The organism is Alphaproteobacteria bacterium (genome assembly GCA_019746225.1).
In the GTDB taxonomy this organism is placed as follows: domain Bacteria; phylum Pseudomonadota; class Alphaproteobacteria; order Paracaedibacterales; family VGCI01; genus VGCI01.
On the sequence record JAIESE010000009.1, the window covers coordinates 1 to 12852 of the forward strand.

The 12852-nt window shown below is 42.9% G+C and carries 11 protein-coding genes and 1 tRNA gene; 6 read left to right on the forward strand and 6 right to left on the reverse strand.

Annotated features, from left to right (window positions below; all coding sequences use genetic code 11):
- The 6 genes from K2Y18_00990 to K2Y18_01015 form a co-directional block, all read right to left on the reverse strand.
- On the reverse strand, nucleotides 1-907 hold a 907-nt coding region (locus tag K2Y18_00990; protein MBX9804309.1), incomplete at its 3' end, for a beta-lactamase family protein.
- 35 nt (nucleotides 908-942) lie between these two features.
- Complete coding sequence (locus K2Y18_00995; protein ID MBX9804310.1) at nucleotides 943-1545, reverse strand: GNAT family N-acetyltransferase; 603 nt, start codon at nucleotides 1543-1545, stop codon at nucleotides 943-945.
- An 18-nt stretch (nucleotides 1546-1563) separates the two neighbouring features.
- Complete coding sequence (locus K2Y18_01000; protein ID MBX9804311.1) at nucleotides 1564-2946, reverse strand: NAD(P)(+) transhydrogenase (Re/Si-specific) subunit beta; 1383 nt, start codon at nucleotides 2944-2946, stop codon at nucleotides 1564-1566.
- 24 nt (nucleotides 2947-2970) lie between these two features.
- A complete protein-coding gene (locus tag K2Y18_01005) occupies nucleotides 2971-3381 on the reverse strand; it encodes an NAD(P) transhydrogenase subunit alpha (protein ID MBX9804312.1) in 411 nt (136 codons plus the stop codon).
- Nucleotides 3382-3384: 3 nt separating this feature from the next.
- Nucleotides 3385-4533 carry a Re/Si-specific NAD(P)(+) transhydrogenase subunit alpha gene (locus K2Y18_01010; GenBank protein MBX9804313.1) on the reverse strand — a complete coding sequence of 383 codons (1149 nt, stop codon included), beginning with the start codon at nucleotides 4531-4533 and terminating at the stop codon, nucleotides 3385-3387.
- A gap of 47 nt (nucleotides 4534-4580) precedes the next feature.
- The gene (locus tag K2Y18_01015; protein MBX9804314.1) at nucleotides 4581-6530 is read right to left on the reverse strand and encodes a DUF3857 domain-containing protein; all 1950 of its coding nucleotides are present in this window, start codon (nucleotides 6528-6530) and stop codon (nucleotides 4581-4583) included.
- Between the two features lie 245 nt (nucleotides 6531-6775).
- Between K2Y18_01015 and K2Y18_01020 the strand changes: the two genes are divergently transcribed.
- The 6 genes from K2Y18_01020 to K2Y18_01045 all read left to right on the forward strand — a co-directional run bounded on the left by K2Y18_01020 (nucleotide 6776) and on the right by K2Y18_01045 (nucleotide 12684).
- Nucleotides 6776-7759: a hypothetical protein gene (locus K2Y18_01020; GenBank protein MBX9804315.1), complete on the forward strand. Its 984-nt coding sequence runs from the start codon at nucleotides 6776-6778 to the stop codon at nucleotides 7757-7759.
- A gap of 12 nt (nucleotides 7760-7771) precedes the next feature.
- Nucleotides 7772-7847: transfer RNA gene (locus tag K2Y18_01025), tRNA-Thr, on the forward strand.
- Nucleotides 7848-7919: 72 nt separating this feature from the next.
- Entirely contained in the window at nucleotides 7920-8489 is a 570-nt protein-coding gene (locus tag K2Y18_01030; protein MBX9804316.1) for a hypothetical protein, read from the forward strand.
- Nucleotides 8490-8693: 204 nt separating this feature from the next.
- Complete coding sequence (locus K2Y18_01035) at nucleotides 8694-8936, forward strand: helix-turn-helix domain-containing protein (protein MBX9804317.1); 243 nt, start codon at nucleotides 8694-8696, stop codon at nucleotides 8934-8936.
- A 62-nt stretch (nucleotides 8937-8998) separates the two neighbouring features.
- A complete protein-coding gene (locus K2Y18_01040; GenBank protein MBX9804318.1) occupies nucleotides 8999-11374 on the forward strand; it encodes a DUF3987 domain-containing protein in 2376 nt (791 codons plus the stop codon).
- Between the two features lie 371 nt (nucleotides 11375-11745).
- Nucleotides 11746-12684, forward strand: a complete 939-nt coding sequence (locus K2Y18_01045) for a LysR family transcriptional regulator (GenBank protein MBX9804319.1) — start codon at nucleotides 11746-11748, stop codon at nucleotides 12682-12684.
- Nucleotides 12685-12852 lie beyond the last annotated feature (168 nt).

The window sequence follows — 12852 nt, forward strand, 5'->3', positions numbered from 1 at the left end:
TTTGACTGCGTTGCCATTGATCGGGTGTGTGAATGATGGGCGTGATAAATTGCTCGAGGTCTTGGGTTGAGACTACATCTGGCCTTGCGCCCATGACAGCAGCTAAAAAGACGGCCATGTCTTGGATGGAGCTGCTAAAACCACCGGCTGCAGGAAAATTAGTATATTCTTTGCGATAGGGGGCTTGTCGGACAAGGCTTTTCGCATTCTTGTTCTTTTTTCTTCCTTTGACTTTTGATTTTTGTAAGACATGAGCGGATGCGCGATTCTCATTGGCAATGAAAGTATCCCAGGAAGAAGAGGTATGCGGCATATTGAGGGGCTTCAAGAGTTTATCCTGAAGGACGGACTCGAAAGATGCTTGTAACTCTTTCTCAATAATCTCGATGGCCAAGTTATACACCGCATTATGATAGGAGAACTTTTCACCAGGGGCTTCTTGGTCTTCAATCTCATGTATTTTCTTCTTTACATCTGAGGGCAATTCCCCTCGTTCTATTAGGGTGTTAAAACCAGCTGAAGATATGCCTGTTGTGTGGCTCAGGACGTGCCGCAGCGTTGCTCCAGGAATCACGTCGATGGGGTGGTCGAGACTGATGTTTTGCTCGCGATTCAATATGGCAATGAGGGTGGAAGAAAGCGGTTTTGACACAGAACCAAGCTGGAATAGTGTTTTCTTGTTGATGGGCTCTGTCTTTCCAACGGTGCGAACGCCAAAGGTTTTTATATAAATGATTTTACCATTATAAACAACGGCCACAGCCATGCCAGGAATTTTCTTTTGATGCATGGCTTTTTCAACAAGGGTTTCGAGCTTAGGCAAAATAGAGCGAATGTGATCGGTCTCAGCGTGAGCCGAGCAGATGAAAATAAGAAACAAAACCATGATGCGATAAGACGTGGGCATTTTTAGCAGGTGTAGGAACTTTAGTATCATAGGAATCAATAGGTTACATCCCATTTTGGCAATGACGCTTCAGAAAAGATAGAGAAAGTTAACAGATCCGCAAGCTGATTATCAGGCCGTGGCCAACCACCTTTTTTGGTACACTCTAAGATATATCCTAGCTTTTGAGGAACTTTTTGACTCTCAATGTTTTCGCCGTCACAGTAAATTTCTACCTTTTTAGCACCTAATATTTGAAAGGCCAAAACAGTTAAAGCGTGGGCTGTTTCGGTGGCATATCCTTTGTTTCGAGAACTCTTTCGAATAAAGTAGCTGATTCCGAATTGGGGGATGGGCCATACGGTTTGGAACGAAGGGTAGGCGCTTCGGCCCACAACGCGCATCGTCTCTTTTTCGAATATGACATAGCGAATAAACTCTCGCGTAATGAACTCTGCGTGTTGCTTGCGGCAGTCTTCTTCAACAGACTCAAGAGTCGGCAGTGCGGTAGGCCAGTTAAGCCATTTTATATAGTCCTCATACCCATCGATGATCGCCTCATGCACTTCAGAGCCATATCCAGCTCTAGGCATTTTTAATATGAGACGGGATGTTTCGATGGTTTCCGGTAGATCAATGAGAATCGGTTTTGGGTTCATCCGCAATTTTTATCCTTACTAAAAATTTTTAACAACATCTTCACAAACCTTCTTCGCGTCTCCAAGCACCATAAAGGTGTTGTCTCGATAAAACAGATCATTGTCGACGCCTGCATATCCAGAGGCTAAGGAGCGCTTGATGAAGAGCACCGTTTTGGCTTTTTCAACATCTAGGATGGGCATGCCAAAGATGGGAGATGAAGGATCTGTTTTTGCGGCCGGGTTTGTAATGTCATTAGCCCCAATCACAAATGCAACGTCGGTGGTTGAAAAATCATTATTGATTTCGTCGAGCTCATGAACTTCTTCGTATGGGACATTGGCTTCGGCTAAGAGAACGTTCATGTGGCCTGGCATACGGCCAGCGACAGGGTGTATGGCGTAACGAACTTTTACGCCCTTCTTCTTTAATTGGTCACACATTTCGCGTAAAGCATGTTGAGCTTGAGCAACGGCCATACCATATCCTGGAACAATAATGACTGATTGAGCATTGGATAAAATGAAGGCGGCATCCTCAGCACTGCTGACTTTTACTGGACGATCCGCAGAATCGCTTGCATTGGCAGCAGCTGTTGCTGGATCTGTGCCAAAGCCCCCTAAAATCACATTGAAGATTGAGCGGTTCATGCCTTTGCACATGATATAGCTCAAGATGGCACCTGACGCACCAACAAGAGCACCGGTAATGATGAGTAAGTTGTTATTTAAGGTAAACCCGATACCAGCCGCTGCCCAGCCTGAGTAGGAGTTGAGCATGGATATGACCACAGGCATATCGGCGCCGCCAATGGGGAGAATGAGGAGGAAGCCCAAGGCCAATGACACCAGTGTCAACACCCAGAAAATTAAATGAGATCCCGTGAGCATGAAAATCAAGAGCAAAAAGACAATGGAAGCTCCGAGTGAGGCATTAAGGATATGTTGACCACTAAAGGAGAGAGGTTTACCACTGATCAGGGCTTGCAATTTTCCGAATGCAATGAGGGAACCTGTGAAAGTAATGGCTGCAATAGATGCTCCTAGGCCCATTTCAATTAGGCTGGACCCTTTGATCGTACCGCTTACACCAATGCCAAAAGCCTCAGGAGCATTCAAAGCAGATCCTGCCACAAGAACGGCTGCTAATCCTACAAGACTATGAAACCCGGCGACAAGCTGAGGCAAAGCTGTCATGCGAATTCTTCGGGCAATGATCGCGCCAATGCCGCCTCCACAGAAAATCCCTAATAAAATAATCCCATAGCGGGATATATTTGGCGTCAACAGAGTTGTGAGAATGGCAATAGCCATACCAAACATTCCATAGATGTTTCCTTGCCGAGATGTTGCCGCTGAAGACAACCCCCTCAAGGCCATAATGAATGAGACAGCAGAGATGAGGTATAAGAAAGAGGACATACTTGAAGACACGGGATTGGCTCCTTATTTATTTTTAGAGAACATTGCCAACATTCTTTGGGTTACGATAAATCCCCCAAAGATGTTGATGGAAGCGAGCACAACAGCCAAAAATCCAAAGGTTGTTGAAATACCACCGATGCTGGGACCTGCTGCGAGGAGGGCGCCAACGATAATGACGCTGGAAATAGCATTGGTCACGGACATTAGGGGAGAATGCAAGGCTGGTGTCACTTTCCAAACCACGTAATACCCAACAAAACAAGCTAAAAGGAAAACGGTGAGTCCCATAATGAAGGGATCTACGTCTGCACCGTGTGGTGCCTTTTCCAAGACCCCTTTTGCTGCCGCACGTAAAGCACTCGCTTCATCGAGCATGCTTTGAGCAGCCTCTTGCAGTTTACCTGCTTTTTCTAAAATGCTTTGCATATCCATAGTTTAAGCCTCCTTCGCTAATTTGCGGACGCGCTTGGGAGCGGGCTCAGCCCGTTCCTCTCGAGGCCTGAAGACGGCCCCCGTTATAATTTCATCATTCCAATCAATGGCTAGTTTCTTACCTTCTTTGTTGAGGAGTAATTTCAAGAAATTAAAAACATTGCGTGCATAGACCTGGCTTGCATCATTGGGGATGCGGCTGGGAAAATTGGGATATCCCAAAATCTTTACGCCATGTTTTACCACAACCTTTCCTAAGACTGCAGCTTCACAATTTCCACCAGACTCAATCGCTAAATCCACAATCACCGATCCAGCTTTCATTTCCTTGACCATCTTTTCGGTAATTAAGATAGGGGCTGGCTTTCCAGGAATTTGGGCTGTGGTGATGACAATATCTTGTTGACGCATGACTTCTTCGAGTTTTTCTTGCTGACGCTTTTTATAATCAGCACTCATTTCTTTGGCATATCCACCGGTGCCTTCGCCACTTTCGAAGGATTCCACTTCAAGAAAAGTGGCGCCTAAACTTTCGACTTGTTCTTTGACCGCAGGTCGTACGTCAAACGCTGAAACAATGGCACCCAAGCGGCGGGCCGTTGCGATGGCTTGGAGCCCGGCCACACCTGCCCCTAAAATCAAGGCACGAGCAGGGGGGATCATGCCGGCAGCTGTCATCATCATGGGCATGGCGCGTCCAAATTCGGAAGCCGCATCAACAACAGCCTTATAACCGGCCAAGTTACTTTGTGAGGATAAAACATCCATACTTTGGGCACGGGAGATCCGGGGTATAAGCTCTAAAGCAAAAGCGGTGATGTTTCGCTTGGCGATTTCTTTGGAAAGGGACTCGTTCCCATGGGGCTTCAGCATGCCAACTAAAATGCACTCTTTTGGTAAAGCTGAGATCTCAGCCAGGGTAGGGGGACTGACACGAAGGACGATGTCTGCATCTTTATAAAGAGATTTGGTGTCTTTGGCTATGGTTGCACCAGCGGCTTCATAAGCTGAATCTATCATTCCAGCAGCCGTACCGGAGCCGTTCTCGATGAAGACCTCATGTCCCCAATCAACTAACTTTTTGGAGACTTCAGGCGTAATGGCCACACGACATTCAAAGTTGTTTGTTTCATTTGATGCAACAATTTTCATAAACTTCCTCATAATCCTTGAATTCTTTAAGCTGAACCTAACATACCTTATTGATCCTTGGCGAGAGGGTCATTATTACTTTTTTTCAATGGCTCCTTTGGCAAGCTTGAGACGACAAGCGCAAGCTTGCTCGCATATTTTTTCAAGTCGTTTCTTAGATCTTGAAATTGTTTTGACCGGACTTCTTGTGCCGAAATGAAGCTTTTCAAGACCTTACTATCTTCAATCATTTCAAAGCCTTGTTCCCCAGCCCTGCAGTCGCGTTTGGCCTCTACCCAAGGCGTCTTAACTTGATATGTTAAGGTCTTGGCTTGTTCGGCATCCATATTGGGAAAGGAGATCTTTTTGTGTTGCGTCATCGGCAACCCAATGAACGTGGTTCCTTCTTGGGTGGGAGATGTATCAACAAGATTGTCAGTCCAGGAAAAATGCAACAAAATTGCTGGTCCTTTATTTGTAAGAAGAAGATGATTTTCTTGCTCATAGGCATAGATAACCAAAAGATCTTTAACAATACGAGAGTTTAAGGGGGGAAGAACCACTTTCGGGTTTAAAGGGGATGTTTCTCCGCTTAAAGTTTGAATAACGGCTTCCTCAATGAGCTGGAGAGAATGACTTAAAGCAGCTCCTGTAAAGGGTTGGGCACGTTCACCGGTAAGGGACATCTCACCTTGTGTTTTCAAAAGGTCATTATCTTTTATCTCTAGGCGTTCCTTAATAATCATTTTTGCGTGGTTCGCATTAATGCTCGGGATATTTTCATAAGAAGGATTTTGAGAATCTAAGACGAGTACTGGTCTATCAGATATATCTGGATAAATACCGTCGGCCATACTGGTAAAATTTGTAGGGTCAATCCAAAATATTTGACCATCCTTTGATGTTGCCTTCACAATAGCATGATTCGAATTATAGTAGCTGGGGAGGGTCTTTTCAGGAGGCAAGTAAGCCAAGCCGCGCATCACAAGGGCAGCATGTGCCTTAAAACCAAGGGAATTCAGTATAGCTGCGGTTGAGGCTGAAAAATCTTTGCAATCGCCGACACCACTGTCAGCAACGGCTTTCAATGAGCGCGGAGAAAATTTACCTTCAATGGTTCGCCAATCCCCCATGTAGCGAATCTTTTCAGACAATTGGGATGTCACTGAATTAATAATATCTACCGGATTGGAAAAGGTGGCGGCATTTTTTTTAATGGACGCTTGCAACGGAGGTAACTCTTGATTAATAACGCGCTCGTAGTCTTTGGCAGATGCTTTTGAAAACGCCTCATTAGAATCAAAGGTTGAAATGCTGATCCATGTTCTTAAGGATTCAGGGATTTGGTTGGATTGTGGTTCATTCGCAAGGTCGTCATAGATTGGTTTTTTTGCGGATAAACTCAAAGTATAGAACTTTCCTTCCTTGCACGTTTTAATCTCGAGTCGAGAACGAGGGTCGTTTATCAAGTGGTGAAACGGTAATTCTGCTTTGATCTTGATGTTAATATTTTTCCAGTAAGCGCCTTGGCCAACATAGTATTTTAAAGCAAAGTAATTTGGAAGAGGCTGCTTGAATGTTTTGATTTTATATTTCAAATATACCTTTGAGCCGCTACCAACATGGGGGTATGAAATAAGAATTTGAAAGAGTTGGTCAAATCCACTGATCTCACTGGCAAGGGGTTTGGTTTCTATCATGTCTTTCGGGACAATGTATTCTTTTCCATCGATGATTGTTTTTGCCTCGATGATGTCTATCTTCTCTATGTTTTCATTAAATTGAATGCGTTCAGCACTAAAAGCATTCCTCCCAGACTCATTAAGGATTTTGATTTGCTTTTCAACAATTTCTTCTGACTTTCCGTCCTTATCAACCACGATGTCACTATTATAAAATTCAACTTCTGCGGGTGCATCTTTGATCGTTGCCCAACGTGCATAAATGGGTAACGGGGAAAAGATTGGACTTAAAAGGAGAGCGAAAAAGAATGTGGAGATAAGGCGCATTTTCAGCATAAGGCTTAAGACTTCTCATAATTAAAATATTATTTTCCTTAAAGGCAGTATAGGGATTTTAAGTCTCAGTTCAATAGTCTTTTTTGTCACTTAATGTATGAACGTCGATTTATAGAGAGCTGCATGACCTTTTGTAATAGGGCTTTGATAATTTCTCATATTCATTAACCCTTCATTAAGAAATTTCCTTTCACCATCAACACTAGAGAGATGCATTTAGACTTAAAGATAATGGGAGAAAGCTCATGTCAGATAGACAATCGATAACGCCGATAGGCTCATTTACTTCGGCATCTGCTCTGCTGGCAACTCGAGGAACAGATGAGGACTGGGAGAATTCTTTTAAAGTCGATCCCACCCTCAATAAGTACAAAGAATCGGAAGCGATGGGGTATGGCATTGAACGCTGTCTTTATGAGTTTAATCCAGAACTTTCCTGTTTAAGTCCTTGCCTTATCCATGCGGCTGTTTTGACCCCAGCCGAAGCGTTGATTGCGTTGGAAGAAGTGGCCACACAGCCGAATCACCCCACTCTTCCCGTTGATCGGCATCTGGCTGCTTTTTTGATCAGTCGCTGGAAAGGCCTGAGTTTGTCTGATTTGCGGGATATGGGAAAGCCCCAAAGGGAGGTCAAAAATCTTGCCATATTAAGGATATTAGCAGGCGTTCAAGGGGGCTTTAAGATTAAGGCCTTGCCGAATTTGTGCCAATGGATGGCAGACGTTTGTTCGCCAATGATCACGCAATATCATAACCTAAAAGCCCGCGCTAAGGCGCAAGGAGACATCGCTAAAGCAGTATCTTCCGGCCAGTTGAGCAAATTGGTTAAGATTTTTGAAAATCGTCAAGCTTTGAGGGAAGATGACTGTGATTTTCAGGCAGCCAAAATCGAAGTATTGTTAATTGAGTCAGAAATCAAAGAGATTGAAGCAAAAGTCAGGAATCGGAATAATGCTCAACACAAGTCAGGTTTGACTATTTGGGCAACACTGACGTTGCCCCTGAGAGAACTTAGGAATGCGTGGGAGAAGCGGCAAGCCAATCATCGCATGAGACGCCTTTATGAGCGTTCCGAGATGTTGTATGACGCTTGGGGCGATGCGCTTCTTCCCGGAGCCAGAAATCCTTCATTGGCCTTTTGGAAGCGACTTTGGGCAAAAATGAATGAGGCAGATATTCCTAAAATGGGCAGGGAAATCAATGTTGACGGGCGCTTGAAATCTGACTAGTTTCTAATTGTTGCTGAAGTAGCTCAGTTGGTAGAGCAACTGATTCGTAATCAGTAGGTCGGAGGTTCGATTCCTCTCTTCAGCACCAGGGATTCTGCGGATTACAAGGGATTCCAAGATTCTCAAAATTCTTCCGGGTATACCCCGGGTATACTTTCGGATGGTTTTGCAATTTTCACCCATAAAAACCCTCAAAATAGATGAACAATTCAAAGAGGAAGATAGGAATAAGAACTTTAAGATCGTTGAGCATTTGGTGTGGGGACTTCTCCGCCTTGCCCGAACCTATGAGGTCTCCCCATTTGGGGAATCTCGCGCGAGCCTTAATGAAGCGTTCGAGTTGATTGTGGGGAATACGCCTCTAAAGTCCAAATCCAATATAGCAGCAAATGAGCCTCCCCTCTGCGGGGAAAAGGCTTATGGTGTCCAGTTTAATGCCTATAAATCTGACTGTCATTTTGTGGCTGCATACAAACATCTGGAAGGGAACGATCCTTCTTTCTCCTTAACTCAGCCTGAACACATTGGGAAGTTCCTAAGCCTCTCCCACTGGTTCAGGGCTAAGCTGCTGACGCTCAAAACCCCCAACGTTAAAGAGAAATTTATGTTTTCTGAAGAGTCCCTCTTGTCTCTTCCGGAGTGGATAAGCAGTAACGACATTCATATATCGATTGACCTTTACGAAGATAAGCTGCAGAAGCTAATTGCTACACTCCAAAAGGTGGCTTGAAATTATGAATTACCTATAACCTCCGCAAAATTTTTGCGGAGGTATGACTACATTCAATCTTCCTCCTTCTATCTAATAACCGAAACAGAACTACGTAGATGTCACCTCAGTAATTTTATAATCCAAGTTTATTCAAGCAATTCTTTATCTATAATTATATTTGACCTTGTTCATGTTTGTAAATATTGAGAGAGGAATATGAGTATGAAAGAATGGAATGAACATCGACTTTTAAGCCGTAAAGAAGCTGCTGAATTTTTGGGGGTGAAGGAGATCACGCTTGCCATCTGGCAATCGACTCAACGCCACAAGATACCCATCGTGAAGGTCGGAAGGCTTGTTAAATATAAATTCCCAGATCTTCTCGAATTCATTGAGCGATGCACGATCAACCAATCAACTCTTGAGGGGAAGAAGGTGAGTGATACGTCTTCTGACATCATATGAGGGGTTTACGTGAAAGCTATCCCAGAAGTGAGGGAGAATGCGCTGAAGAGTTCGTCGACGCCATGGCTCGTTGGAACATTCATTTTCGGGGGGCTATCATAGACAATGGCGAGATCCATCGCTTTGCATCTGGAGAGCGAGGAGACAAGGATTGCTGGTACGTTTTTCATGGACTAGCAGGGGCTTTTGGGGATTGGAGCATGGACATTCATGAAAAGTGGTGCGTAGAAAGAGGCAATTTATCTTACCCCGATAAGGAGAATCTCAAGCTACAGATAGAAACAGCGAAAAAGAAATTTGCTGAAGAAATTCAGCAAAGACACCATGGAAGCAGTTTATCGGCCTTGAGTAAATGGAATGGGTCGTCTGAGGTTGCTCACTCTCCTTATTTGCGGCAAAAGCAAGTTGAAGCCTTTGGCGTGCGCTCGTATCAAGATTCTCTAGTTATTCCCTTAAAGGATAAGGCTGGCAAATTATGGAGCCTCCAATGGATTGCTCCCGGTGGGACAAAACGCTTTTTGAAAGGTGGACGTAAAAAGGGATGTTTCCATCATATTGGTGTTTTTGAAGAGGGCAAGCTGATTTACGTCACAGAAGGGTATGCAACAGGTGCGAGTGTCTATATGGCAACCCATCAAACAACAGTCATTGCTTTTGATGCAGGGAATATTGATCCAGTTGTTGAGGAGATCAGGAGAGCTCACCCCAAAAATCCAATCATCATTGCGGGTAATGATGATGTCTGGAGAGATCACAATAAAGGTCGAGAAAAAGCGGAGCAGGCTGCCCTTAAACATGGGTGTTCCGTTGTCTTTGCTCAATTCAAAAGTAGGGAAAGCAAACTTACGGACTTTAATGATCTTCATGTGCTGGAGGGATTAGGGGAAGTTAAAAATCAATTGGAACGTGCTCAGATTATTATTGAAAATGACCCTCTGCCAATTACTAGCACCCTCTTGCCTGTCCTGCCCTTTACCTTGGACATGATGCCTGAGTCCCTTCAGCCCTGGATAAAAGATGTTGCTTATCGTCGGCAATGCTCCATTGATTTTGTGGCTATTCCGACCATTTTGATGTTATCGAGCTTGATTGGTGCGAGGTGTAGCATTAAACCCCACGAGAAGGATGACTGGATGGTTGTCCCAAACCTTTGGGGTGGAATTTTAGGCGATCCGGGAACTTTAAAAACGCCCGTCTGTGGGGAAGTGCTGTTTCCCCTTGGGTATTTAGAGTCAAAAGCAACCGAAGATTACAATGACAAGAAAATCAAATATGAAGCCGAGAAGACCGCGTTTATAGAGGGTAAAGGGTGTTTAGAGCGTAAAATAAAAGATATTGTGGACCAAAAAGAAGGAGCATTAAACAAACAAGATGACCTTGCCTTTGTGACAGATGAATTAGCCGCCCACCTCAAAAACAGCCCTACTGAACCCGCTTATAAGCGCTACAAGGTCAGCGATACGACAGTTGAGAAAATGCAGGAAATTCTTTCACAAAATTCCCGAGGTGTCCTTGTGTTTCGCGATGAACTCATGGGTTTCTTGGAAAGTTGGGAGAAGAAAGGCCATGAATCCGATCGTTGCTTTTATCTTGAAGCCTGGAAGGGAGATAAATCCTACACGATTGATCGCATCGGAAGGGGTATGGTTCATGCAGAGAATATTTGTGTCTCGATTTTAGGAACAACGCAACCGGATAAAATCTCGACGTATCTTCATAAAGCAATCAAAAAACTCGATAATGATGGGTTGCTTCAACGCTTTCAGCTGCTCGTTTATCCCGACAAAAAATCTTGGTCGCTGGTTGATGAGTATCCAGACCATATTGCCAAAAACCGTGTATTTGAGATTTGTAAAACGATAGATGCCATGGTTTTTGGGGATTATGGTGCCCAAGCACCTGAGCCCCTCTATGAAGGTCAATATACCATTCCCTTTTTCCGGCTCTCAACAGAAGCGCAAGCCCCATTTCATGAGTGGCTCAAAAGACTTCAAGAAAAACTCGACAGCAACGACCATCCAATTATTCTGCAACATTTATCAAAATACAGAAGCCTCATGCCGTCCTTGGCCCTTATCTTTCATGTGGTCGACAATGCTGATGGGAAAAGGGAAAGAGACATCAGTCTATCCTCAGTTCAAAAGGCAGCGGCATGGTGTGATTATTTAGAATCTCACGCCCGACGCATTTATGGGATGGTTTTGGATACGACCTTTGAAGCGGTCCCCACATTATCCAAAGCGGAAGAATTGCTGGCTTGGATGCGCAAACAAACCAGCCGTTCTGACCAACCCTTAAAACGTCGGTTTATCTTGCGATATTCGAAATTCAGAAGCTCCAAAGACCTTGATCTGCTCCTGTCCGATTTGGTGCAGATGGGCTATATCCAAGAGGGTAGTAAAGGAACATTTCATATTGTTCATCAAGCATTATATTAAGTTAATGGATAATCTGCACAAATGATCTTAGATTTTTTGTATTGAGAGAGCCCAAAACCTATATATGATTAATTCGCTATACCTTGATCCTTTCAGCAATATAAGGTTGAGTCAAAAATCTATTTGTAATCGCCCATCCTCAAGCAAGACTTGCCCGTTATTTATGTTAAGTAGTTGTAGCTCTGATGCCGACATGTAGGTTTTGCATGGGTAATAGCTCATTTTTTACTTTCAAATTGGAAATTAATCATTTATAAATATTAATTATGTAGTTTAAATAATGATCATTGCAATGTTAGTAATAAATCAACAAATACATAGTATGCAAATATCAGATAGAAAAAGTTACAAATGAATAAAGGGATAATCAAATGGCAGTAGACTTAGAAACATCAGATTATTTTCGGGATTTTGATTGGGGAAATCTTAAAGCGTTTTATTATGTTGCCAAAGTTGGAAATATTTCAGGAGCCGCTCACTTCTTGAAGCTATCTCAGCCAGCGATGAGTCGGCAAATTTCGAAGCTTGAAAAGCATTTAAGGTATCCTTTGTTTACGCGCAATAGAGGAGGTGTAAAGCTAACCCGTAAAGGCGAAGAGCTTCTCAGCGTAGTAGAAAGTACTTTTTTAGGTTTAAGAGGATTTACGCATAATACTCATGCTCTTACAAAAATTACGAGAAAAAGAAAGATTAAAATAGCAACATCTTATGCAGTCGCTACTTATGTAATAAATGATCTGATTCTAGAATATAGTATCAAGAACCCAAATGTTGTTTTTGAGATCATTGCAAGAGATGATGTTCTTGACGTCATTTTGAATGATGTTGATATTGCGATTTGTCCCTATGATCCCCATCTTCAAGGTGTGATCCAAGAACCTTTGCTTACTTTGCAAAAGAAGCTTTATGCCAGTGAAAAATACTTAGCGCAGTATAAAGAGCCAAGAAAAGTTGAGGACTTGAAGGATCACCGTTTAATAGCTATTAGCTCTAATGCAGAAAACTATCCTTATGCAGATGTTAACTGGATTTTAAAACTTGGCCTGCCCGAAGGTAAGCTGCATGAAGCTTCATTTTTTTCAAATTCAATTGAATGTATGGTAAGTGCTGCAATAAGAGGTATTGGAATTATTGCTAGTTATGATGAAATGGCAATTTTAAAAGACGCCAGGCTCAAAAATATACTCCCGAATGTAACTGATAATATGGTCAAAGAATACTTTATTTATCCTAAACACCTTAAGGGAGATAATGATATTATTGATATCAAAAACTATTTACAAAAAACACTTCTTTTTAATGATACCTGAATTTAAGGCTTCTAATTCATTATGAAGGCCTTGAAGAAACCTCTAAGTCTACCAAACAAAATCAGCCATAATGATATGTACGTGTAGGTTGGAACCTTACTTTTTTTATTTTCATGTGAGCCTCCTTTAGTATCTTTCCTAATCTATTGTTGTTCTTAATTATTTTCT